Source organism: Hydrogenophaga borbori, from assembly GCF_003417535.1.
GTDB classification, from domain to species: Bacteria; Pseudomonadota; Gammaproteobacteria; order Burkholderiales; family Burkholderiaceae_C; genus Hydrogenophaga; species Hydrogenophaga borbori.
The window spans coordinates 32993-56194 of the sequence record NZ_QVLS01000002.1 but is presented as its reverse complement, the minus strand read 5'-3'; the positions used below and the strand labels follow the sequence as shown (position 1 = coordinate 56194).

19 protein-coding genes and 1 other RNA gene are annotated in these 23202 nt (G+C 68.5%); 12 read left to right on the top strand and 8 right to left on the bottom strand.

Translation table 11 applies throughout. The features are described 5' to 3' along the window. The first annotated feature begins 5 nt into the window (after positions 1-5). Both DY262_RS03490 and DY262_RS03485 read left to right on the top strand, forming a co-directional pair. On the top strand, positions 6-833 hold the full coding sequence (locus DY262_RS03490; protein WP_116957990.1) for an alpha/beta fold hydrolase: 828 nt from the start codon (positions 6-8) through the stop codon (positions 831-833). A gap of 223 nt (positions 834-1056) precedes the next feature. Then, positions 1057-1791, top strand: a complete 735-nt coding sequence (locus tag DY262_RS03485) for a DUF2726 domain-containing protein (RefSeq protein ID WP_070398180.1) — start codon at positions 1057-1059, stop codon at positions 1789-1791. Positions 1792-1812: 21 nt separating this feature from the next. Here the strand turns inward: DY262_RS03485 and DY262_RS03480 are convergent, their stop codons facing one another. Further along, positions 1813-2544 carry a 16S rRNA pseudouridine(516) synthase gene (locus tag DY262_RS03480; protein ID WP_116957602.1) on the bottom strand — a complete coding sequence of 244 codons (732 nt, stop codon included), beginning with the start codon at positions 2542-2544 and terminating at the stop codon, positions 1813-1815. A 122-nt stretch (positions 2545-2666) separates the two neighbouring features. Here DY262_RS03480 and DY262_RS03475 point away from each other — a divergent pair, with 122 nt between their 5' ends. After that, positions 2667-3314, top strand: a complete 648-nt coding sequence (locus tag DY262_RS03475) for a DUF2062 domain-containing protein (RefSeq protein ID WP_245980792.1) — start codon at positions 2667-2669, stop codon at positions 3312-3314. On the opposite strand, the gene ssrA is transcribed toward DY262_RS03475, so the two are convergent. The 4 genes from ssrA to ompA form a co-directional block, all read right to left on the bottom strand. Continuing rightward, positions 3293-3702: a transfer-messenger RNA gene (gene ssrA, locus DY262_RS03470) on the bottom strand. The genes DY262_RS03475 and ssrA overlap by 22 nt on opposite strands. 14 nt (positions 3703-3716) lie before the next feature. Beyond that, positions 3717-4391, bottom strand: a complete 675-nt coding sequence (locus DY262_RS03465) for an HAD-IA family hydrolase (RefSeq protein ID WP_116957601.1) — start codon at positions 4389-4391, stop codon at positions 3717-3719. A gap of 3 nt (positions 4392-4394) precedes the next feature. Beyond that, positions 4395-5102, bottom strand: coding sequence for a bifunctional 2-polyprenyl-6-hydroxyphenol methylase/3-demethylubiquinol 3-O-methyltransferase UbiG (gene ubiG, locus DY262_RS03460; protein WP_116957600.1), 708 nt, complete (start codon positions 5100-5102; stop codon positions 4395-4397). A 68-nt stretch (positions 5103-5170) separates the two neighbouring features. Next, positions 5171-5821: an outer membrane protein OmpA gene (gene ompA, locus DY262_RS03455; RefSeq protein ID WP_070398184.1), complete on the bottom strand. Its 651-nt coding sequence runs from the start codon at positions 5819-5821 to the stop codon at positions 5171-5173. Positions 5822-6084: 263 nt separating this feature from the next. Here ompA and gyrA point away from each other — a divergent pair, with 263 nt between their 5' ends. The 9 genes from gyrA to lapB all read left to right on the top strand — a co-directional run bounded on the left by gyrA (position 6085) and on the right by lapB (position 17607). Continuing rightward, positions 6085-8721 (top strand): DNA gyrase subunit A, encoded by a 2637-nt coding sequence (gene gyrA, locus DY262_RS03450; protein ID WP_116957599.1) that lies wholly within the window; start codon positions 6085-6087, stop codon positions 8719-8721. Beyond that, a complete protein-coding gene (gene serC / locus DY262_RS03445) occupies positions 8721-9812 on the top strand; it encodes a 3-phosphoserine/phosphohydroxythreonine transaminase (RefSeq protein WP_116957598.1) in 1092 nt (363 codons plus the stop codon). Before gyrA ends, serC begins: the two co-directional genes overlap by 1 nt. 4 nt (positions 9813-9816) lie before the next feature. Beyond that, entirely contained in the window at positions 9817-10917 is a 1101-nt protein-coding gene (gene pheA / locus DY262_RS03440; RefSeq protein WP_116957597.1) for a prephenate dehydratase, read from the top strand. Beyond that, positions 10917-11795, top strand: coding sequence for a prephenate dehydrogenase (locus DY262_RS03435; RefSeq protein WP_116957596.1), 879 nt, complete (start codon positions 10917-10919; stop codon positions 11793-11795). The genes pheA and DY262_RS03435 overlap by 1 nt, the downstream gene beginning before the upstream one ends. A 14-nt stretch (positions 11796-11809) precedes the next feature. Further along, the gene (locus DY262_RS03430; protein ID WP_116957595.1) at positions 11810-13936 is read left to right on the top strand and encodes a bifunctional 3-phosphoshikimate 1-carboxyvinyltransferase/cytidylate kinase; all 2127 of its coding nucleotides are present in this window, start codon (positions 11810-11812) and stop codon (positions 13934-13936) included. 179 nt (positions 13937-14115) lie between these two features. Then, a complete protein-coding gene (gene rpsA / locus DY262_RS03425; RefSeq protein WP_116957594.1) occupies positions 14116-15801 on the top strand; it encodes a 30S ribosomal protein S1 in 1686 nt (561 codons plus the stop codon). A 10-nt stretch (positions 15802-15811) separates the two neighbouring features. Beyond that, a complete protein-coding gene (locus DY262_RS03420; RefSeq protein ID WP_070398191.1) occupies positions 15812-16135 on the top strand; it encodes an integration host factor subunit beta in 324 nt (107 codons plus the stop codon). Between the two features lie 43 nt (positions 16136-16178). Then, complete coding sequence (locus DY262_RS03415) at positions 16179-16472, top strand: LapA family protein (protein WP_116957593.1); 294 nt, start codon at positions 16179-16181, stop codon at positions 16470-16472. Then, positions 16462-17607 carry a lipopolysaccharide assembly protein LapB gene (gene lapB, locus DY262_RS03410; protein ID WP_116957592.1) on the top strand — a complete coding sequence of 382 codons (1146 nt, stop codon included), beginning with the start codon at positions 16462-16464 and terminating at the stop codon, positions 17605-17607. The genes DY262_RS03415 and lapB overlap by 11 nt, the downstream gene beginning before the upstream one ends. Here lapB and DY262_RS03405 read toward each other — a convergent pair. The 3 genes from DY262_RS03405 to DY262_RS03395 form a co-directional block, all read right to left on the bottom strand. Continuing rightward, entirely contained in the window at positions 17604-21224 is a 3621-nt protein-coding gene (locus tag DY262_RS03405) for a hydantoinase B/oxoprolinase family protein (protein ID WP_116957591.1), read from the bottom strand. The two genes, lapB and DY262_RS03405, sit on opposite strands and share 4 nt — an antisense overlap. A 103-nt stretch (positions 21225-21327) precedes the next feature. Further along, positions 21328-22626, bottom strand: coding sequence for a TRAP transporter large permease (locus DY262_RS03400; RefSeq protein WP_116957590.1), 1299 nt, complete (start codon positions 22624-22626; stop codon positions 21328-21330). Positions 22627-22648: 22 nt separating this feature from the next. Further along, on the bottom strand, positions 22649-23155 hold the full coding sequence (locus DY262_RS03395; RefSeq protein ID WP_181936406.1) for a TRAP transporter small permease: 507 nt from the start codon (positions 23153-23155) through the stop codon (positions 22649-22651). Positions 23156-23202 lie beyond the last annotated feature (47 nt).

The following is a 23202-nucleotide window of genomic DNA, read 5'->3' as shown; positions in this document are numbered from 1 at the left end:
CGCCCATGGATCGCATCGACATTCACGGCGTGCGGCTGGAGGCCGCCCACATTCCTGGTCCATCCGGCCCCGCCCCCCTGGTGTTCTTGCACGAAGGCCTGGGCAGCGTCGCCATGTGGACCCAGCGGAACCTGTTTTGGCCCGAAGCGCTGTGCCGCGCCAGCGGGCGCGCCGGCTGGCTGTTCTCACGCCGCGGCTACGGCCAATCGGACCCGGTGGCCGACGTGCGCGGCACGCCGCGCCAGGACGGCTTCTGGCACATCGGCCGCCACGAGCCCGACTACATGCACCGCGAGGCCTTCGAGGTGCTGCCCCTGCTGCTGTCCCGACTGGGCCTGCGCGAACCGGTGCTCGTGGGCCATTCCGACGGGGCCACCATTGCCCTGCTGCACGCCAGCCGGTACCCGGTGGCGGGCTGCGTCGCCATCGCACCGCACGCCTTCGTCGAAGACGTGTCCATTCGGTCCATAGCCCAGGCGCGCGACCAGTACCTGGCCACGCACGACGACCCGCGCGGCCTTCGCCAGCGCCTGGCCCGTTACCACCGCGACGTGGACAACGCCTTCTGGCAGTGGAACGACATCTGGCTCAGCCCGGCCTTTCGCGACTTCGACATCCTGGGCGCCTGCGCGGACATCCGCGCCCCGCTGCTCCTGGTGCAGGGCGAGCAAGACGAATACGGCACGCTGCAACAGTTACATCGCGTGCGGGAACAAGTGCCCCACGCCGACGTCCTGACCCTTCAGGATTGCGGACACAGCCCGCACCGTGACAAACCACACGAACTCACCGAGGCACTTGAACACTGGTTCCGGTCTTCCATCACGGCCTGAGCGGGGATTCCTTTCTCTGAGGGAGGGAGCGCGCCCCATCCCACCCCACAATCGCCTCGCCCGCCCCGTTCCCACCCCGCGCCCCGCAGCCTGCAGACCACAGCCTGGCCGCCAAATCACCAAACAAATCACGAGCGGCCCGGCTTTGCCCCAAGGCGGATACCCGGCGCGTCCGGCACCTCTATACACTTTGATACATCTTGGTCGCCCCTGACCCCAACGCATGAGCATCTGGACCCACCCCTGGCTGATCGCCGCCCTCGTACCCGCCCTGCTGGCGGTGGGTGCGCTGGCGCATCGGGCCTGGGCGGAGCGCCAGGCGCGGCAGAAGCGCCGCCTGCCCAAGCATTGGCCGCTGACCGGGCGTCCGCTGGCCAACAGCGAGGAAGCCCGCGTCTGGCACTGGCTGGCGCGGGCCTTCTACGACCACCACGTCATGATCAAGCTGCCGGTGACGCGCTTCACCCTGCCCCGCCAACGCGAGGAAGGTATGGAGTGGTACCGGCTTCTGGGCGGTGTGTACTGCACCTTCACCGTCTGCAAGTCCGATGGCCGCGTCATCGGCTGCCTGGACGTGCCGGGTCCTGCGGGCATTCCCCGCAGCACGCGCGCGCTCAAGCATTCCCTGTTGAGCCAGATCGGCCTGCCGTACTGGGTGGTGCGCTCCAACAGCCTGCCCACGGTGGCCGAGATCCGCGCCGAGTTCCTGGGTGAATCCGAACTCAACCGCGCCATGCGTGAACGCGAGATGGAAGAGCGCGCCATCATCGCGGCCCAGACCAACCTGCGCAGCGCGCTCAACCGCCAGCGCAGCACGCGCTCGCACAGCGACTTCAATCCCTTGTCCAGCTGGCCCAACAGCGTGCCCGACGCGCGCAGCAGCGACTACCACTCGCAGTGGCAGGACAACAATTCCTTCCTGATGCCGCTGGACAGCCGCAAGGGCGATCTGCTCTGAACGGCCCGCGCGGCGCGCCGTTCAGCGCCCGCGCAAACCCTGCACTTCCTCTGGCGTGAGCCAGCGCCAATGGCCCGGGGCCATATCCGGCGGCAGGCTCAACGCGCCAATGGCCGAACGGTGCAGCGCCTCCACGCGGTTGCCCACCGCGGCCACCATGCGCTTGACCTGGTGGTACTTGCCCTCGGTGAGCACCAGCCGCAGGTGGTGAGCGTCCACCAAGGTCGCGCCGGCCGCCCGCACCGGCCGGGGATCGTCGTCGAGCACCACACCGTCGAGCAGCCGCTGACAGGCCGGGCCGTCCATGCCGTGGCGCAAGCTGACCTCGTACACCTTGGGCACGTGGTGGCGGGGCGAGGTGAGGCGGTGGATGAACGCGCCGTCGTCGGACAGCAGCAGCAGCCCCGTCGTGTCGTGGTCGAGCCGGCCGACGGCCTGCACCCCTGCGGCCGCGCCACCGCCGCGCTGGCGCAGCGGCGCGGGGAGCAGGGTATAGACGCTGGGGTGCGCGCCGGGACGCTGGGAACACTCAAAGCCAGCGGGCTTGTGCAGCGCCAGGTAGGCGCGCTCGTGCCAGGTCCAGGGCACCCCTTCCACCTCGAACGCGAAGCCCTGCGGCTCGAACAGCGCGTCGGGGTCCAGGCAAGGCTGCGGCGGCGAACCGACGCGCACGCGCCCCTGCTGCACCAGGCCGCGGCACACGCGACGGGTGCCGAAGCCCTGGGTGAAAAGCAACTCTTCCAAGCGTTTCATGGGCCGCGAGTCTACTGAGGCGACAGGCCACGACAATGGCGCCAGGCGCTCCGCGCGAACTCGCTGCGCCTGGCCGGATCGGTGAGAGACCGCCGCCCCACCCTCGTCTGCCGCCTTTCCCCGTGACATCCCGTTTTTCACAAAAGCTCAAGGCCTGGCTGCCCACGCCCGAGACCATCCTTGGCAACCGCTGGCTGCGCTGGCTGGCGCCGTTCATGGCCCATCCCCGCCTGTGGCACCTGAGCCGCAAGGGCGTGGCCCTGGGCGTGGCGCTGGGCGTTTTCTTCGGCCTGCTGATCCCGATCGCCCAGATGCCCGTGGCGGCCACCCTGGCCGTGGTGCTGCGCGCCAACCTGCCGGTGGCCATGGCCAGCACCTTCGTCACCAACCCGGTCACTTTCGGGCCCGTGTACTACGTGGCCTACCGGCTCGGCAAGGCCGTGCTGGGCGAGGACGAAGCCGCTCAGCCGCCGGCCATGAGCGAAGAGCGCCTCGTGGAAGAGCTGACCGTCACGCCCGACCCGGTGGCCGAACGGCTGGGCCTGGTCGATCGGTTCAAGCGCTGGCTGGCGCAGATCGGCCAGGTCGGCAAACCGCTGTTCGTGGGGCTGGCGATCCTGGCCGTCGCTTGCGGCCTGCTGGCGTACGCCATCGCACATGCGGCGTGGCGCCTGCGCGTGCGCTGGGACAGGCGTCGGCGCTTGAAACAGCGCGGGCCCGCGGGCCAGCGGCCCACGGGCGGAAAGGGTGGTGGAGCTGGGGGGAATTGAACCCCCGTCCGCAAGCCTTCTTCGAGCAGTTCTACATGCGTAGCCGTCTGTTTTGGGTCTCGCCGGCCGGATCGCGCAGTGGCACGCTACCCGGTCGACCAGCAGCCTTGGATCTCATTCCACGCCAAGCTGCCCGGCGCGGAACCAGTCGATGTGAATGACCTCGCGGCTTCGGGCCTTGCGGCCCTCGGCGCAGCCCATCGACGAGCTGTTGCGAGGATCGGGGAGGTTAAGCCCCGAACGACTCTACTTAGGCCGCGAGGGCGAAAGCTTTGTCGTTTGCTGCTTCAGTATTGGCAGTTGGTTTGTTTCTGCGGATTTACGAGGTGACAGAACCTCGGCATGCCCTGCTGCGCGTCCGAACCCACGTCGAAACCGGTGCAGCCCCAGGAAGATGGGATTTTAGGGCAGTTCGATCAGATTCAAGACCTCGAGTGGTGCATCAATCTGCGCATCGGCGCCCCAGGCCTGGACGTCGGCGCCAGGGCCCAGGTAACCATAGCGGGCGGCCACCGTGCGCATGCCGGCGGCACGCCCGGCCTGGATGTCGCGCTCATCATCGCCCACGTAGACGCACCGCCCGGGATCGACCCCCAGGCGCCGAGCCGCCTCCAGCAGCGGCGCGGGATGGGGCTTGGCGTGCGGCGTGGTGTCGCCGCAGACGATGGCCCCCGCCGCGTCGAACAGGCGCAGCGACCGGGCAATGGGGTGGGTGAGGCGCTCGGCCTTGTTCGTCACGACACCCCAGCGCATGTCCGCGCCGCTCAAGGTCTCCAGCAGCGTTGACACGCCGTCGAAGGGCCTCGTGAGTTGCAGCATGCGCGCCTCATAGGCGTCCAGGAAGGCCAAGCGCAGGGCCGCGTACTCCGGGTGATCGGGCGCCATATCGAACGCCACGCGCAGCATGCCGCGCGCGCCCGCGCCGGCATGGGCACGGTACGAGCCGATCGGCAGCGGCGGCAAGCCGCGCGCCTCGCGCAGGCTCTCGGCCGCACCGCCGAGGTCGGGCGCGCTGTCGAGCAGAGTGCCGTCCAGATCGAACAGCACGGCCTGCAGGCCATTGAAGCGCTGACCCACCGCTCAGACCTTCCGTGTGCCGAACAGGTAGTTCACGCTGGTGTCGCCGCTAAGCCAGTAGCGCCGCGTGAGCGGGTTGTATTCCATGCCGCGCGTGTGCTCCAGCGCCAGTCCGGCGCCACGGCAATGGGCCGCGAGCTCGCTCGGCCGAATGAAGCGCGCGTATTCGTGCGTGCCCCGCGGCAGCAGGCCCAGCACGTACTCGGCCCCCAGGATGGCGAAAAGGAAGGCCTTGGGGTTGCGGTTGAGCGTCGAGAAAAACACGTGCCCGCCCGGCTTCACCAGCGCGGCGCAGGCGCGGACCACGGAGGACGGATCGGGCACGTGCTCCAGCATCTCCATGCACGTCACCACATCGAAGCTCTCCGGCCGCTCGCGCGCCAGTTCCTCAACGCTGATCTCCTGGTAGCGCACGCCGGACGTGCCCGCCTCCAGGGCATGGAGCTGGGCCACGCGCAAGGCCTTGGACGCCAGGTCAATGCCCAGCACGTCGGCGCCCAGCCGCGCCATGCCATCGGACAAGATGCCGCCGCCGCACCCCACATCGAGCACTTGCTGACCCTTCAATGGCGCAATTCCATCAATCCAGGCCATGCGCAGCGGATTGATCTGATGCAAGGGCCTGAATTCGCCATCGGGATCCCACCAGCGGTGGGCGAGGTCGGAAAATTTGGCCAGTTCGGCCGGATCGGCATTCGTTTGCGCAGTCATTGGGCAATTATCGAGAAGACAACAAAAAACCGCGCCGAAGCGCGGTTCTTTGAGAACGATCGAATCGATCAGTTCTTGCGGGTACCGACCACTTCGACTTCCACGCGGCGGTTCTTGGCGCGGCCTTCGCGGGTGGCGTTGTCGGCCACCGGCTGGGTCAGGCCCTTGCCTTCGGTGTAGATGCGGTTGCTTTCGATGCCTTTGCTCACCAGGTAGGCCTTCACGGCTTCGGCGCGGCGAACCGACAGGGTCTGGTTGTAGGCAGCCTTACCGGTCGAGTCGGTGTGGCCCACGGCGATCACGACCTCGAGGTTGATGCCTTTCACCTTGCCAGCCAGGTCGTCCAGCTTGGCTTTGCCCTCGGGCTTGAGCACGGCCTTGTCGAAATCGAAGAAGGCGTCGGCGGCGTAGGTCACCTTGGTGGCAGCGGGGGCCACGGGGGCGGCGGCGGGCGCGGGTTTCGGGGCCGGAGCGGCGGCGGGTGCAGGAGCCGGGGCCGGTGCGGGGGCCGGAGCGGCCGCCGGCACGATGGCGCCGTCGCAACCCTTGGCAGCGGTCGCGGGGGTCCAGGAGGCGTCACGCCAGCAGAGTTCGTTGGTGCCGTTTTTCCACACCAGCTCGCTGGTGCCATTGCGCCAGTTGTCGATGGTCTGGGCGCCAGCAGCCGTTGCCATGGCGGCGGTTGCAAACAGCATTGCCACTCGGTTGAGTTTCTTCATGGTTTTCCTCTAGGTAAGCCGCAGACGACCTGCGTGACGTATTTAGATATAGAGGCGCCTGGATGTGAGCACTCCAAAACGCTCGACTCATTGTGCCACAAGGACGATCGCGCCAATCCCGGGGCTCCAAGATCAGACAACGCCTACGAACCTGACGCGACATCCGTTGCCCAGGTACAACATGAAGGCCAAGGCAGGTGCCCGATTGGCGCCGATTAAAATCTTCCGTTGCCTTGCCGAGACCCAACACGCGCCCTTCTTCCATGACCTCATTCGCCAAAGAAACACTGCCCATCAGTCTGGAAGAGGAGATGCGCAGGAGCTACCTCGATTACGCCATGAGCGTGATCGTGGGCCGCGCCCTGCCAGACGCCCGCGACGGTCTCAAGCCGGTGCACCGGCGCGTGCTCTATGCGATGCACGAGCTCAACAACGACTGGAACCGGCCCTACAAAAAATCGGCCCGTATCGTCGGCGACGTGATCGGTAAGTACCACCCGCACGGCGACTCGGCGGTGTACGACACCATCGTGCGCATGGCCCAGGACTTCTCCCTGCGGCACATGCTGGTGGACGGTCAGGGCAACTTCGGCTCGGTCGATGGCGACAACGCCGCGGCCATGCGTTACACCGAGATCCGCCTGTCGAAGATCGCCCACGAGATGCTGGCCGACATCGACAAGGAGACCGTCGACTACGGCCCCAACTACGACGGCAGCGAGAAAGAGCCTCTGGTGCTGCCGACGCGCCTGCCCAACCTGCTGGTCAACGGCAGCGCCGGCATTGCCGTGGGCATGGCCACCAACATCCCGCCGCACAACCTCAACGAGGTGGTGGACGCCTGCCTGCACCTGCTGAAGAACCCCGAGGCCTCCATCGACGAACTCATGGAGATCATCCCGGCGCCCGACTTCCCCACCGCCGGCATCATCTATGGCGTGCAGGGCGTGAAGGACGGCTACCGCACCGGCCGCGGCCGCGTGGTGATGCGCGCCAAGTGCCACTTCGAGGACATCGACCGCGGCCAGCGCCAGGCCATCATCGTTGACGAGCTGCCCTACCAGGTCAACAAGAAGACGCTGCAGGAGCGCATGGCCGAGCTGGTGCACGAGAAAAAGATCGAGGGCATCAGCCACATCCAGGACGAGTCGGACAAATCCGGCATGCGCCTGGTGATCGAGCTCAAGCGCGGCGAGGTGCCCGAGGTTGTCCTGAACAACCTGTACAAGCAGACGCAGCTGCAGGACACCTTCGGCATCAACATGGTCGCGCTGGTGGATGGCCAGCCGCGCCTGTGCAACCTGAAGGACCTGGTCACGGTCTTCCTGGAGCACCGCCGCGAGGTGGTGACGCGGCGCACCATCTTCAACCTGCGCAAGGCGCGCGAGCGCGGCCACGTGCTCGAGGGCCTGGCCGTGGCCCTGGCCAACATCGACGAATTCATCCGCATCATCCGCGAGTCGCCCACGCCGCCGGTGGCCAAGGCCGAGCTGATGACCCGCAGCTGGGACAGCCAGCTGGTGCGCGAGATGCTCACGCGCGCCAGGGCCGATGGCGGCACCATCAATGCCGACGACTACCGACCCGAGGGCCTGGACCGCGGCTATGGCATGCAGGGCGACGGCCTGTATCGCCTGTCGGACACGCAGGCCCAGGAAATCCTGCAGATGCGCCTGCAGCGCCTGACCGGGCTGGAGCAGGACAAGATCGTCGCCGAGTACAAGGGCGTGATGGCCGAGATCGACGACCTGCTCGACATCCTGGCCCGGCCCGAGCGCGTTTCGATCATCATCAGTGAAGAACTGATCGCGGTGAAGCAGGAGTTCGGCCAGACCAAGCTGGGCGCGCGCCGCAGCGAGATCGAGCACAACGCCCAGGACCTGGCCACCGAGGACCTGATCACGCCGACCGACATGGTCGTCACGCTGAGCCACTCGGGCTACATCAAGAGCCAGCCGCTCAACGAGTACCGCTCGCAAAAGCGCGGCGGGCGCGGCAAGCAGGCCACGGCCACCAAGGAAGACGACTGGGTCGACCAGCTCTTCATCGCCAATACGCACGACTGGATCCTGTGCTTCTCCAACCGCGGCCGCCTGTACTGGCTCAAGGTCTGGGAAGTGCCCAGCGGCTCGCGCGGCTCGCGCGGCAAGCCCATCGTGAACATGTTCCCGCTGGCCGAGGGCGAGAAGATCAACGTGGTGCTGGCGCTCACCGGGGAGTTCCGCAGCTTCCCCGCCGACCACTACGTGTTCATGGCCACGGCGGGCGGCACGGTCAAGAAGACCGCGCTCGATGAATTCAGCAACCCGCGCAAGGCCGGCATCATCGCCGTCGACCTGGACGAAGGCGACTACCTCATCGGTGCTGCGCTCACCGACGGCCGCCACGACGTGATGCTGTTCTCCGACGGCGGCAAGGCTGTGCGCTTCGACGAGAACGACGTGCGCCCCATGGGCCGCAACGCGCGCGGCGTGCGCGGCATGATGCTAGAGGACGGCCAGAGCGTGATCGCCATGTTGGTGGCCGAGGACGAGACGCAGAGCGTGCTCACCGCCACCGTCAACGGCTACGGCAAACGCACGCCGATCGGCGAGTACACGCGCCATGGCCGGGGCACCAAAGGCATGATCGCCATCCAGCAGAGCGAGCGCAACGGCAAGGTCGTGGCCGCCACGCTGGTGCACACCGAGGACCAGATCATGCTGATCACCGACAAGGGCGTGCTGGTCCGCACGCGTGTCGCCGAGATCCGCGAAATGGGCCGCGCCACGCAAGGCGTGACGCTGATCTCGCTGGACGATGGCGACGAACTCTCCGGCCTGCAGCGCATCGTCGAAAACGACGCCAACGTTCCCGAGGGTGGTGAACCCGACAGCGGCGACGCCGCGCCGGCCGCGTGATGGCGCGGCCCTACAACTTCTCCGCCGGTCCGGCCGCGATGCCGGTCGAGGTGCTCGAGATCGCCGCACGCGAGATGCTCGACTGGCACGGTACCGGCATGGGCGTGATGGAAATGAGCCACCGCGGCAAGGCCTTCGGCGAAATCGCCGCCCAGGCCGAGGCCGACCTGCGCGAGCTGCTGGCCGTGCCCTCGCACTTCAAGATCCTGTTCATGCAGGGCGGCGGCCTGGCCGAGAACGCCATCGTGCCGATGAACCTGTCGCGCGGCGGCGTGGTCGACTTCGTGGTCACGGGCGGCTGGAGCCAGAACTCGCTGAAGGAGGCCGGGCGCTACGCGCAGACCCATCTGGCCGCGAGCAACGCCGACAGCCGCCACACCACCCTGCCCGCGCCGGCCAGCTGGCAACTCTCGCCCGACGCCCAGTACGTGCACATCTGCAGCAACGAAACCATCCATGGGGTGGAGTTCCAGGCGCTGCCCGACCTCAAGGCCCTGGGCAGCGACGCGCCGCTGGTGGTCGATTTCTCCTCGCATGTGGCCTCGCGCCCCGTGGACTGGTCGCGCGTCGGCCTGGCCTTTGGCGGCGCGCAGAAGAACCTGGGACCCGCCGGCCTCACGCTGGTGGTGGTGCGCGAGGACCTGCTCGGCCATGCCCTACCCATCTGCCCCAGCGCCTTCAACTACAAGACCGTGGCGGACAACGCCTCGATGTACAACACCCCGCCCACCTACGCGATCTACATCGCGGGCCTGACCTTCCAGTGGCTCAAGCGCCAGGGCGGCGTGGCGGCCATGGAGGCGCGCAACATCGCCAAGGCCAGGCTGCTGTACGACTTCCTCGACCAGTCGCCCTTCTACGAAAACCGCGTCGCGCCCGACTGCCGCTCGCGCATGAACGTGCCCTTCTTCCTGAAGGACGAGTCGCGCAACGAGGCCTTCCTGGCCGGCGCGCAGGCGCGCGGCCTGCTGCAGCTCAAGGGGCACAAATCGGTCGGCGGCATGCGCGCCAGCCTCTACAACGCGATCCCCATCGAAGGCGTCCAGGCCCTGGTGGACTACCTGCGCGACTTCGAAAAGGAAATGGCCTGATCCGATGGCAGCTTCACCGCAACAATCCGAAGCCCTGGGCGAACTGCGCGTCCAGATCGACGCGATCGACCAGCAGCTGCTGACACTGCTGAACCAGCGCGCGCTGGTGGCCGAAAAGGTCGGCGAGCTCAAGCGCCAGGAAGGCTCGCCCTTCTTCCGCCCGGACCGCGTGGCCCAGGTCATCGAGAAGATCCAGACCGCGAACCCCGGCCCGCTGCTCAACCAGCACGTGGGCGCCATCTGGCGCGAGATCATGTCGGCCTGCCTCGCGCTGGAGACGCCGCAGCGCGTGGCCGTGCTGGGTCCGCAGGGCACCTTCTGCGAGCAGGCGGCGATCGAGTTCTTCGGCAGCGCCGCCAACCTCATCCACTGCGCCAGCTTCGACGAAGTCTTCCACGCCACCGCGGCCGGCACGGCCCAGTTCGGCGTGGTCGGCGTGGAGAACACCACCGAAGGCGTGGTCGCGCGCTCGCTCGACCTGTTCCTGCGCTCGCCCGTGCACGTGGTGGGCGAGGTGAGCCTGCTGGTGCGCCACAACCTGCTGTGCCGCGAGGCCTCGCTCGAGGGCATCGAGGTTGTGATGGCCCACCCGCAGGCGCTCGCGCAGTGCCAGGGCTGGCTGTCGCAGCACCTGCCGAACGCCGAGCGCCGCGCCGTCTCCAGCAACGCCGAGGGCGCGCGCCTGGCCGCCGAGGACCCGCGCTTCGCCGCCCTGGCCAGCGAGCGCGCCGCTGCGCAGTTCGGCCTGCACATCGTCGCGCACGCGGTGCAGGACGAGGCCTACAACCGCACGCGCTTCGCCATCATCTGTCTGCCGCAGACCCTGGCCATGCCGCCCGCCAGCGGGCGCGACTGCACCAGCCTTGTGGTGTCGGTGCCCAACCGCCCCGGCGCCGTGCACGACCTGCTGGTGCCGCTCAAGCAGCACGGCGTGTCCATGACGCGCTTCGAGTCGCGCCCCGCCAAGTCCGGTCAATGGGAGTACTACTTCTACATCGATCTCGCCGGCCACCCCTCGCAGCCGCACGTCGCGGCGGCGCTCGACGAACTGCAACGCCTGTGCGCCTTCTACAAGGTGCTGGGCGCCTACCCGGTGACGGAATGATGTTTGAGCAACTCGGACTGATCGGCTGCGGCCTCATGGGCGGCTCCTTCGCGCTCGCGCTCAAGCGCGCTGGCCTGGTCAAGCGCGTGGTGGGCTACAGCAAGTCGCCGTCCACCACCGAACGAGCGCGCCAGCTCGGCGTGATCGACGTGGAAGCGCCGTCCGCGCTGCTCGCCGTCTCGGGCGCCGACCTGGTGCTGCTGGCGGTGCCGGTGGCCGCCACCGAGGCCACCTTCAAGGCCATCCGCCACCTGGTGCGCAACGACGTGCTCATCATGGACGTGGGCTCCACCAAGCGCGAGGTCATCGACGCCGCGCGCCGCGTGCTGCGCGAGCAGGTGGGCGTGTTCGTGCCGGCGCACCCCATCGCCGGCAAGGAACTGGCCGGCGTGGACCACGCCGACCCCGACCTCTACACCGGCCGCCAGGTCATCCTCACGCCCATCGAGCGCACCCTGCCCGCGCACCTGGACAAGGCCGAGAAGGTCTGGCGCGCCCTGGGCTGCCAGGTCAAGCGCATGACGCCCGAGGGGCACGACGCCGCCTATGCGGCCATCAGCCACCTGCCGCACCTGCTGGCCTTCGCGCTCATGAACGCCATCCAGAAACAGGACGAGGGCAAGGACTTCCTGGCCCTGGCGGGTCCCGGCTTCCGCGATTTCACGCGCATCGCGGCCAGCGACGCCGCCGTCTGGCGCGACATCCTGCTGTCCAACAAGGAAGAGCTGGTCTCGCAGTCGCGCCATTTCCTGCGCGCCCTGCAGGAGCTGGAGGCGGCGATCAAGAACAACGACCCCGACGCGCTCGAAACCCTGATCGACCAGGCCAGCGAAGCGCGCGCCGGCTGGCGCATGACGGCCGTCAAGCCCCAGGGCTGAGCCGCCGACCGCGCATGTTCGACATCCCCAGCCTCGACCTCCCTTCCCTCATCAGCGCCGGCGGCCGAGTGCGCCTGCCCGGCTCCAAGAGCATCTCCAACCGCGTGCTGCTGTTGGCAGCGCTCAGCGAAGGCCCCACCCTGGTCGAGGACCTGCTCGACTCCGACGACACGCGCGTGATGCTCGCGGCCCTGCGCCAGCTGGGCTGCGCCATCGAAGAGACCGGCCCCGCCAGCGTGCGCGTGCAGGGCCTGGGCGGGCGGCTGCCGGTGCGCGAGGCCGCCCTCTTCCTGGGCAATGCCGGGACCGCCATGCGCCCGCTGACGGCCGCGCTGTCGCTCCTGGCCGCGGCCCAGGGGGCGCGCTTCGAGTTGTCCGGCGTGCCGCGCATGCACGAGCGCCCCATCGGCGACCTGGTCGACGCCCTGCGCCAGCTCGGCTGCCCGGTGGCCTGCCTGCAGAACGAGGGCTACCCGCCGCTGCGCCTGGGCGACGGCACCGTGCACCCGCTGCGCCTGGACGAGCCCATCCGCGTGCGCGGCGACGTCTCCAGCCAGTTCCTCACCGCCCTGCTGCTCGCGCTGCCGCTGGTGGCGCAGGAGCGGGACGCGGTGATCGAAGTCACCACCGAGCTCATTTCCAAGCCCTACATCGAGATCACACTCAAGCTGCTGCAGCGCTTCGGCGTGGACGTGCGGCGCGAGGGCTGGCAGCGCTTCACCATCCCGCGCGGCAGCCGCTACGCCTCACCGGGGCGCATCGCCGTCGAGGCCGACGCCTCCTCGGCCAGCTACTTCATCGCGCTGGGCGCGATCGCGCCCGCCACGCCGGGTACCGACGGCGTCGTGATCGAAGGCGTGGGCACGGACTCCATCCAGGGCGACATCCGCTTCATCGAGGCCGCGCGGCTCATGGGCGCCGAGGTCGAGGGCGACGGCAACCGCCTGCGCGTGCGCCGCGGCGCCTGGCCGCTCAAGGCCATCGACCTCGACTGCAACCACATCCCCGACGCGGCCATGACCCTGGCCGTGATGGCGTTGTACGCCGACGGCACCACCACGCTGCGCAACATCGCCAGCTGGCGCGTGAAGGAAACCGACCGCATCGCCGCCATGGCCATCGAAGGCCGCAAGCTCGGCGCCACCATTGAAGAAGGCGCAGACTTCATCCGCATCACGCCGCCCGCGGGCCCCGCCGCCGGGCCGCCCCAAGGCGGGGCAGCCCCCTCGGGGAGCAGCGAACCACACGCAGTGGGGAGCGTCGGGGCCCACGGATGGCGGCGGGCGAGCATCCACACCTACGACGACCACCGCGTCGCCATGTGCTTCTCGCTCGCGGCCTTCAACCCCGCGGGTCTGCCGGTGCGCATCGAAGACCCCAAGTGCGTGGGCAAAACCTTCCCCGACTACTTCGAAACCCTGTTCGGCGTCTGCCACACGCCGGCCGAGCGCATCCCCGTCATCTGCATCGACGGGCCCACCGCCTCCGGCAAGGGCACGCTGGCGGCCGAGCTGGCCTCGCGCCTGGGCTACCACCTGCTCGACTCCGGTGCCCTGTACCGCCTGGTGGGCCTGGCGGCCGAGCGCGAGGGCCTGTCCACCACCGAGGCCGACCTGCGCGAACCCGCCCACGCCGAGCGACTGGGTCGCCTGGCCGCCGGCCTGGACGTGCGCTTTACCCCCGGCAAGACCTGGCTGGAGGGCGAGGACGTCACCGAGGCCCTGCGCGCCGAACCCGCCGGCATGGCGGCCTCGCGCGTCTCGGCCGTGCCCCAGGTGCGCGCCGCCCTGGTCGACCTGCAGCTGCAGATGCGCCACCTGCCCGGGCTGGTGGCCGACGGCCGCGACATGGGCACCGTCATCTTCCCCGGCGCCCCGCTGAAGATCTACCTCACGGCCAGTGCCGAGCAGCGCGCCCAGCGCCGCCATAAGCAATTGATTTCAAAGGGAATACCGGCTATACTCGACGACCTTTTGGCCGATCTCAAGGCGCGCGACGCACGCGACATGAACCGCGCGCACGCTCCCCTGAAGCCGGCCGAAGACGCGGTGCTGCTGGACAACTCCGAACTGGACATCGAGCAATCGGTGCAATTCGTGTTGAATCGCTGGCACGGCCAACAGGCTTTCCCGGTCCGCTGAGCAAGCCACCCCCAGGCCCCGAAGACCCCGCCGGATGTTCCCCGTCCGCAGGTCCTAGGGATCGTCAACCAACCCGCCGTGTTCCACACGGCACAACGCTACGCCGCCCACCCGTCGTCACCCGCGCCGCCCCCTGCGGGCCTCCGTGCGCCGACACCAAGCGGTTTCAGGAAAACCCAATGTCTGAATCTTTTGCCGCCCTCTTTGAAGAGTCCCTCAAGCGCGCCGAAATGCGCGCGGGCGAAGTCATCACCGCCGAGGTCGTTCGCATCGAACACAACCACGTGGTGGTCAATGCCGGTCTGAAGTCGGAAGCCTACGTTCCGCTGTCCGAGTTCAAGAACGACCAAGGCGAACTCGAAGTGCAGGTCGGCGACTTCGTGTCCGTGGCCATCGACTCCGTCGAAAACGGCTTCGGCGACACGCTGCTGTCGCGCGACAAGGCCAAGCGCCTGGCCTCGTGGATGGCCCTGGAAAAGGCCCTGGAGTCGGGCGAATTCGTCACCGGCACCACCACCAGCAAGGTCAAGGGCGGCCTCAAGGTCATGGTCAACGGCATCAGCGCCTTCCTGCCGGGCTCGCTGGTCGACAGCCGTCCCACCAAGGACCTCACGCCCTACGAGAACAAGACCCTGGAATTCAAGGTCATCAAGCTCGACCGCAAGCGCAACAACGTGGTGCTGAGCCGCCGCGCCGTGGTGGAAGCCTCCATGGGCGAAGAGCGCGCCAAGCTGATGGAAACCCTGAAGGAAGGCGCCATCGTGCACGGCGTGGTCAAGAACATCACCGAGTACGGTGCGTTCGTGGACCTCGGCGGCATCGACGGCCTGCTGCACATCACCGACATGGCCTGGCGCCGCGTGCGCCACCCCAGCGAGGTGGTGCAGGCCGGCCAGGAAATCACGGCCAAGATCCTCAAGTTCGACACCGAGAAGCAGCGCGTCTCGCTGGGCCTCAAGCAGATGGGCGACGACCCGTGGCTGGGCGTGAGCCGCCGCTACCCGCAGGGCACCCGCATGTTCGGCAAGGTCACGAACATCGCCGACTACGGCGCGTTCGTGGAACTCGAGCCCGGCATCGAAGGCCTGGTGCACGTCTCCGAAATGGACTGGACCAACAAGAACGTGGCCCCGTCCAAGCTGGTGTCGCTGGGCGACGAGGTCGAGGTCATGGTGCTCGACATCGACGAAGACAAGCGCCGCATCTCCCTGGGCATGAAGCAGTGCCGCGCCAACCCCTGGCACGAGTTCGCCGAGCAGACCAAGCGCGGTGACCGCGTCAAGGGCCCGATCAAGTCGATCACCGACTTCGGCGTGTTCGTCGGCCTGGCCGCCGGCATCGACGGCCTGGTGCACCTGTCCGACCTGTCCTGGAACGAAGCCGGCGAACAAGCCGTACGCAACTACAAGAAGGGCCAGGAAGTCGAGGCCGTGGTGCTCGCCATCGACGTCGAGCGCGAGCGCATCAGCCTGGGCATCAAGCAGCTCGACGGCGACCCGTTCACCACCTTCGTGTCGGTGAACGACAAGGGCTCCGTCGTGACCGGCAAGGTCAAGACCGTGGACGCCAAGGGCGCCGAAATCGACCTCGGCGAAGACGTGCTCGGCTACCTGCGCGCCTCGGAAATCAGCCGCGACCGCGTGGAAGATGCCCGCAACGTGCTCAAGGAAGGCGACGAAGTGTCGGCCGTTGTCGTCAACGTCGACCGCAAGACGCGCAACATCCAGCTGTCGATCAAAGCCAAGGACAACGCCGACGCGCAGGAAGCCATGGCCAGCCTGAGCCAGAGCGCAGGCAATGCCGGCACCACCAGCCTGGGCGCCCTGCTGCGCGCCAAGCTGGACAACAACAGCAACGGCCGCTGATCCGCGCCCAATGACCCGCAGCGATCTTGTCGAAGCCCTGGCCGCCCGGTTCGGCCAGCTCACCCACCGCGATGCCGAGTTCGCCGTCAAGGCGATCCTCGACGCCATGGGCGATGCCCTGGTGAAGGGCCACCGCATCGAGATCCGGGGCTTCGGCAGTTTCTCGGTCAATCGCCGCTCGCCTCGCATCGGACGCAACCCGCGTTCGGGCGAGAGCGTGATGATTCCCGAGAAGCGCGTGCCCCACTTCAAGCCCGGCAAGGCCTTGCGCGAGCAGGTCGACGAGCGCACCGCCCTCATGCAGCAGCACGAGGACCAGCGGCGCACCGGCTGATACCCCCTCGCTACAATCGTCCCCCACCACTTGAGGGGATGTTTTGAAGTACCTCATGTGGCTGCTCAACGCGGCCATTTTTTTTGTCCTCTTCGCCTTCGCGCTGAACAACCAGGACAGCGTCACGCTCAAGCTGTTCTTCGGCCACAGCTGGGAGGCGCCGCTGGTGCTGGTGCTGCTGCTGGTGCTGCTCATCGGCGTGTTCCTCGGCGTCATCGTGATGCTGCCGCTGTGGCTGCGCGCCCGCCGGCACCGCCAGCGCGGCCACACCACCCTGTTCGGCAGCGAAACCACGCTGATGCCACAAGACCCCGTCGATCGCCGGCATGGACTTTGACCTGACCTGGCTGCTCTGGGGCCTGCCGGTGGCTTTCGCGCTGGGCTGGGTGGCCTCGCGCCTGGACCTGCGCCAGTGGCGCATCGAAGGCCGGCAGGCGCCCAAGGCCTACTTCCGCGGCCTGAACCACCTGCTCAATGAACAGCAGGACCAGGCCATCGACGCCTTCATCGAGGCCGTGCAGGGCGACCCCGACACCACCGAGCTGCACTTCGCCCTGGGCAACCTGTTCCGCCGCCGGGGCGACTACGACCGCGCCGTGCGCGTGCACGAACACCTGCTTTCGCGGGCCGACCTCAACCGCAAGGAGCGCGACCGCGCACAGCACGCGCTGGCGCTCGATTTCCTCAAGGCCGGCCTGCTCGACCGCGCCGAGTCTGCGCTGAGCAAACTCGAAGGCACGGCCTTCGAGAACGAGGCGCGCCTGGCCCTGCTGGGCATCTACGAACGCTCGCGCGACTGGGCGCAAGCCCGCGCCATCGCCGAAAAGCTCGACTCGGCGGAACACGGCGCCTTCACCACGCGCGTGGCCCACTACCTGTGCGAACTGGCCGAGCTCGCGCACCGCGAGGGCCAGGCCGAGCGCGTGCGTGCCCTGCTCGACGAGGCCGTGCGGCGCGCACCCACGCTGGCGCGCGGCTGGATGGCGCGCTCGGCCCTGCGCAACCAGCAGGGCGACGCGGCAGGCGCCCTGGACGACCTGCTGGCCCTGGCCGAACAGGCGCCCGCCGCCCTGCCGCTGGCCGCGCGCGCCATGGCCGAGCTGGCCCAGCAGACCGGCCGCACCGATCCCGTGCTGCGCACCCTGGGCAACGCCCAGGCGCGCGCGCCCTCCATCGACGTGACCGAAGCCCTGGCCCGCCTGGCGCCCCAGCCCGAGGGCGCGCGCGGCATGTACTTGCGCCACCTGGAAGCCGAGCCCTCGCTCGTGATCGCCAGCCAGTGGCTGGCGGGCGAAACCCTGTCCAACCCGCAGGCCCAGTCCAGCGTGCAGCGCGCGCTGGAGCACGCCAGCGGCCCGCTGCGGCGCTACCGCTGCGCGGCCTGCGGTTTCGAGGCGCGCCAGCACTTCTGGCAGTGCCCGGGCTGCCAGGCCTGGGACAGCTACCCGGCCCGCCGCGTGGAAGAGCTCTAGGCCTGCCCGTACCCACCGCCACCCGGCGTGTGGATTTCGAAGATGTCGCCCGCAGCCATCTCGGCCTGGCCGATGTGCTTGAGTTCTTCCGTGCGCCCGTCGGCGCGCACCACGCGGTTGAGGCCCAGAGCCCCCGGCTGGCCACCGGCCATGCCGAACGAGGGGTGCACGCGCCCGTTGGACAGGATGCTCGCCGTCATGGGCTCCAGGAAGCGCACGCGGCGCACGCCCCCGTCGCCACCATGCCAGCGCCCCGCACCGCCCGAGCCCTGGCGGATCTGGTAGCTCTCCAGCCGCACCGGAAAGCGGAACTCCAGCACCTCGGGGTCCGTCATGCGCGAGTTGGTCATGTGCGTCTGAACCACCGACGTGCCGTTGAACCCATCGACCAGGCGGCCCGCTTCGTCCGTCACGCCGCCCGCGCCGCTGCCACCCGAGATCGTCTCGTAGTACTGGTGGCGCGCATTGCCGAAGGTGAAGTTGTTCATCGTGCACTGGCTCGCCGCCATCGCGCCCAGCGCGCCGTACAGCGCGTTGGTGATGCAGGTGGACGTCTCCACGTTGCCCGCCACCACGGAGGCCGGCGGGTTGGGGTTGAGCATGCAGCCCGGCGGAATGATCACCTCGATCGGCTTGAGGCAGCCCGCGTTGAGCGGAATGTCGTCGTCCACCAGCGTGCGGAACACGTACAGCACGGCCGCCATGCACACCGCCGTGGGCGCGTTGAAGTTGTTGGTCTGCTGCGGGCTGGTGCCGGTGAAGTCGATGCGCGCGCTGCGCTCGGCGGCATTCACGCGCACCGCCACCTGGATCTGCGCGCCGTTGTCCAGCGGCAGGGTGAACTGGCCATCCTTCAGGCGCGTGATCACGCGGCGCACCGATTCCTCGGCGTTGTCCTGCACGTGGCGCATGTAGGCCTGCACCACGTCCAGGCCGAACTGTTCGACCATCTTGCGCAGTTCCTGCACGCCCTTCTCGTTCGCGGCGATCTGTGCCTTCAGATCCGCCATGTTCTGCTGCGGGTTGCGGCTGGGGTACTCACCACTCTGCAACAGCGCGATCATCTCGGCCTCGCGCAGGCGACCGCCCTCCACCAGCTTCACGTTGTCGATCTGCACGCCCTCTTCCTCGATGCGCGTGGAGAACGGCGGCATGGAGCCCGGCGTGGTGCCGCCGATGTCGGCGTGGTGGCCACGCGAGCCCACATAGAAGGTCGGCTGGTCGGCGCCGCCAATGTAGACCGGCGTGATCACCGTCACGTCGGGCAGGTGGGTGCCGCCGTGGTACGGGTCGTTGAGCACGTACACGTCGCCCGGCTGCATGCGCCCCGCGTTCTTTCGGATCACGGTCTTGATGCTCTCGCCCATCGAGCCCAGGTGCACCGGCATGTGCGGCGCGTTGGCGATCAGGTTGCCCTCGGCGTCGAACAGCGCGCAGGAAAAGTCCAGCCGCTCCTTGATGTTCACCGAGTAGGCGGTGTTCTGCAGCTGCAGGCCCATCTGCTCGGCGATGTTCATGAACAGGTTGTTGAACACCTCCAGCAATACCGGGTCCACCGTGGTGCCCACGGCGTGGCGCGCCGCGCGCGGCACGCGCCGCTCCAGCACCAGGTGGTCCAGCGCGGTGAGCTGGGCCTCCCAGCCCGGCTCCACCACGGTGGTGGCGTTCTTCTCGGCGATGATGGCCGGGCCGGGAATGACGTCGCCCGGGCGCAGGTCCTCGCGCACCACCAGCGCGGCGTCCTGCCACTGGCCCTCGGCGTACAGCCTTACCGTGTCGCGGCGCGGCACCTCGCGCGGCTCGTGCAGGGCGTGACGCGGCTCGGCGGGCGCGTCGCCCGCCACCACGGCCTCCACCGACACCGCCTCGGCGATCAGGCGCTTGCCGGGCATGAGGAAGGCGAAGCGCTGGCGGTAGGCCGCCTCGAAGGCCGACTCGATCGCCGCCAGCTCGCCGAAGGGCACGATGAGCGCGGCGTCGCTGCCCTCGTAGCGCACGTGCACGCGGCGGTGCAGTTGCACCTCGCCCTGGCTCACCTGCTGGGCGCGCAGCTCCTCGCCCGCTGCCTGGGCCAGCGCCTCGAGCTGCCCGGCGATCGCGCCGAGCGCGCCGGCCTCCAGCACGCGCTCCACCGCCTGCTCCTTGATCACGTTCTGATCGGCCAGGCCCATGCCATAGGCGCTCAGCACGCCGGCCAGCGGGTGCACGAACACGCGGCCCATGCCGAGCGCGTCGGCCACCAGGCAGGCGTGCTGCCCCCCCGCGCCGCCGAAGCACTGCAGGGTGTAGCGCGTCACGTCGTAGCCGCGCGCCACCGAGATCTTCTTGATCGCGTTGGCCATCTGTTGCACGGCGATGCGGATGAAGCCCTCGGCCACGTCCTCGGCGGTGCGCCCCGTCTGCTGCGCCAGTTCATCGAACTTCGCGCGCACGGCCTCGGCACTTAGGGCCTCGTTGGCCTGCGGACCGAAGACCTTCGGAAAGTGAGCGGGCTGGATCTTGCCCAGCATCACGTTCGCATCCGTCACGGCCAGCGGCCCGCCGCGGCGGTAGCTCGCGGGGCCGGGGTTGGCGCCCGCGCTCTCGGGGCCGACGCGAAAGCGTGAGCCGTCGAAGCTGAGAATGGAGCCACCACCGGCCGCCACGGTGTGGATGCTCATCATGGGCGCGCGCATGCGCACGCCGGCCACCTGGGTCTCGAACTCGCGCTCGAACGCGCCCGCGTAGTGCGACACGTCGGTGGAGGTGCCGCCCATGTCGAAGCCGATCACCTTGTCGTGCCCGGCCAGGGTGGCTGTGCGGGCCATGCCCACGATGCCGCCCGCCGGGCCCGAGAGGATGGCGTCCTTGCCCTGGAAACGGTGCGCGTCGGTCAGGCCGCCGCTGCTCTGCATGAAGAACAGCGGCACGCCCGGCATCTCGCCCGCCACCTGGTCCACGTAGCGGCGCAGGATGGGCGAGAGGTAGGCGTCCACCACCGTGGTGTCGCCCCGGCTCACGAACTTCATCATCGGGCTGGTTTCGTGCGAGGTGCTGACCTGCGTGAAGCCAATCTCGCTGGCCAGCCGCGCGGCCGCGGCCTCGTGGGCGGTGTAGCGGTAGCCGTGCATGAAGACGATGGCCACGCTGCGCAGGCCGGCATCAAAAGCGGCCCACAGGCGCTCGCGCAGGTGGGCCTCGTCCAGCGCTTCGATCAGCTCGCCGTGCGCGCCGACGCGCTCCTGCGCTTCGATCACGCGGCTGTAGAGCAGCTCGGGCAGGACGATGTGGCGGTCAAACAGGCGCGGGCGGTTCTGATAGGCGATGCGCAGCGCGTCGCGGAAGCCGCGCGTCGTGACCAGCAGCGTGGGCTCTCCCTTGCGCTCCAGCAGCGCGTTGGTGGCCACCGTGGTGCCCATCTTCACGCAGGCCACCTGGCGGGGCGTCACCGGCTCCCCGGGCTTGAGGCCCAGCAGGTAGCGGATGCCCGCCACCGCGGCGTCGCGGTATTGCTCGGGGTTCTCGGACAGCAGCTTGTGCGTCGTGAGCGTGCCGTCGGGCCGCTTGGCCACGATGTCGGTGAAGGTGCCGCCGCGGTCGATCCAGAACTGCCAGCGGGGGTCTTGCGTTGAGGTCATGTCGGTCGGGCGCGTGCGCCGTGAAAGGGAAACAGGGAAGAAAGCCGCATTCACGCGGGAACGAATCCCACGGATCGTAGCGAGTCGCGTGCCAGGCTGTCTCTCAGCCCTGCATGCGCGAGGGCAGCCAAAGCGCCAGCTCCGGCACCGCGTAGGTCAGCAGAACGGCCGCCATCATCAGCGTGAACAGTGGCAGCGCCGTGCGCGCGATCCAGGTCACCTCGCGCTGCGTCAGCCCCTGCAGAACGAAGAGGTTGAAGCCCACCGGTGGCGTGATCTGCGCCATCTCCACCACCAGCACGATGAAGATGCCGAACCAGATGAGGTCGAAGCCCGCCGCCTGCACCGTGGGCAGCAGCACGGCGATGGTCAGCACCACCATCGAGATGCCGTCCAGGAAGCAGCCCAGCACGATGAAGAACAGCACCAGCAAGAGCATGAGCGCGAAGGGCGAGAGCTGCAGGCCGCCAATGAACTCGGCCACCTGGCGCGGCAGGCCGATGAAGCCCATGGCCAGCGTGAGGAAGGCCGCGCCCGCCAGAATCAGACCGATCATGCAGTACGTGCGGCAGGCCGCCACCAGGCCTTCGCGAAAACTCCCCCAGTTCAGCGAGCCTTCCAGGCGCGAGAGCACCAGCGAGCCCGCCACGCCGAGCGCCGCCGCTTCGGTGGCGGTGGCGATGCCGCTGTAGATGCCACCCAGCACCAGCGCGATCAGCGTGACCACCGGAATCAGATGGCGGGAGGCGTGAAGCTTGTGCCGCAGCGAGGTCGCCGGTTCCTTGCCGGGCAGGCGCTCCCGGTTGAGCAGAGACCAGACCACGATGTAGCCGCTGAACAGCACGGCCAGCATCACGCCTGGCACCACGCCCGCCAGGAAGAGCTTGGCGATCGACACGTTCGCCGCCACACCGTAGACGATCATGATGATCGAGGGCGGGATCAACAGGCCCAGCGTTCCCGCGCCCGCAAGGGTGCCGATGGCTTGAGCGTCCGGGTAGCCGCGCTTCTTCAGTTCGGGCAGCGTGATCTTGCCGATGGTGGCGCAGGTGGCGGCCGACGAGCCTGAAATGGCCGCAAAGATCGCGCACCCCACCACGTTGGTGTGCAGCAAACGGCCGGGCAGCCAGTTGAGCCAGGGCGCCAGGCCCTTGAACATGTCGTTGGACAGCTTGCTGCGGAACAGAATTTCCCCCATCCACAGAAACAGCGGCAAGGCGGTCAGCGTCCAACTCGAAGTGGAGCCCCACACAGTGAGCGCCATGCTGTCGCCCACCGGGCGTTGGGTGAACAGCTCCATGCCCACCAGGGCCACGCCCAGCAGCGACAGGCCGATCCACAGGCCCGACCCGAGCACGGCAAACAACAGCACGATGAGGGTCAATGCGATCACGGCGTCCATGACAGCGGCTCCTTGGGTGGGTTCATTCGGTGCGGGCAGCCGCGCCCGGCGCCAACAGATCGGTGCCCCGCCAGCGGTGCAGCACCACCTGCAGGAATGCCAGAGCCAGGCCCGCGCAGCCCACGGCCATGGCGGTTTGCGGGATCCACAGCGGCGTCACGTCGGCGCCCGGCGAGACGTCGTGCGTCACGCGCGAGACCCACACCAGGCGCGCCGCGTACCAGCTCAGGTAGCACGACAGCGCCGTGCCCGCGAGCAGGCACCACCACTCCAGGGCAGCGCGCCCCCAGCCGGGCAGGCGCTCCAGCACCAGCGTCACGCGGATGTGCTCGCCACGCAGGAGCGTGGCCGGCAGGGCCAGAAACAGCGAGGCCGCGATGGCGTAGCCCGCGTAAGCGTCCAGCCCGGCCATGTCCCAGCGCAGCAGGCGCGCCAGGATGCCCAGCGAGACGGAGACAAAAGCCGCGAGCATGCCCACACACGAGAGCGCGAGCAGCCAGCGATGAACAGTACGGACGAACGCATCCATCGTGCCCTCCGGCATCGGTTCACAAGAAAGGAAGGAAGCGCAGTCGG

Coding starts and splice junctions, on each gene's coding strand:
- gyrA (WP_116957599.1), top strand. CDS start 6,085: ATGACCTCATTCGCCAAAGAAACACTGCCCATCAGTCTGGAAGAGGAG.
- lapB (WP_116957592.1), top strand. CDS start 16,462: ATGGACTTTGACCTGACCTGGCTGCTCTGGGGCCTGCCGGTGGCTTTC.
- DY262_RS03405 (WP_116957591.1), bottom strand. CDS start 21,224: ATGACCTCAACGCAAGACCCCCGCTGGCAGTTCTGGATCGACCGCGGC.
- DY262_RS03395 (WP_181936406.1), bottom strand. CDS start 23,155: ATGGATGCGTTCGTCCGTACTGTTCATCGCTGGCTGCTCGCGCTCTCG.
- DY262_RS03480 (WP_116957602.1), bottom strand. CDS start 2,544: ATGAAACGCTTGGAAGAGTTGCTTTTCACCCAGGGCTTCGGCACCCGT.
- rpsA (WP_116957594.1), top strand. CDS start 14,116: ATGTCTGAATCTTTTGCCGCCCTCTTTGAAGAGTCCCTCAAGCGCGCC.
- ubiG (WP_116957600.1), bottom strand. CDS start 5,102: ATGACTGCGCAAACGAATGCCGATCCGGCCGAACTGGCCAAATTTTCC.
- serC (WP_116957598.1), top strand. CDS start 8,721: ATGGCGCGGCCCTACAACTTCTCCGCCGGTCCGGCCGCGATGCCGGTC.
- DY262_RS03420 (WP_070398191.1), top strand. CDS start 15,812: ATGACCCGCAGCGATCTTGTCGAAGCCCTGGCCGCCCGGTTCGGCCAG.
- DY262_RS03435 (WP_116957596.1), top strand. CDS start 10,917: ATGTTTGAGCAACTCGGACTGATCGGCTGCGGCCTCATGGGCGGCTCC.
- ompA (WP_070398184.1), bottom strand. CDS start 5,821: ATGAAGAAACTCAACCGAGTGGCAATGCTGTTTGCAACCGCCGCCATG.
- pheA (WP_116957597.1), top strand. CDS start 9,817: ATGGCAGCTTCACCGCAACAATCCGAAGCCCTGGGCGAACTGCGCGTC.
- DY262_RS03400 (WP_116957590.1), bottom strand. CDS start 22,626: ATGGACGCCGTGATCGCATTGACCCTCATCGTGCTGTTGTTTGCCGTG.
- DY262_RS03490 (WP_116957990.1), top strand. CDS start 6: ATGGATCGCATCGACATTCACGGCGTGCGGCTGGAGGCCGCCCACATT.
- DY262_RS03430 (WP_116957595.1), top strand. CDS start 11,810: ATGTTCGACATCCCCAGCCTCGACCTCCCTTCCCTCATCAGCGCCGGC.
- DY262_RS03485 (WP_070398180.1), top strand. CDS start 1,057: ATGAGCATCTGGACCCACCCCTGGCTGATCGCCGCCCTCGTACCCGCC.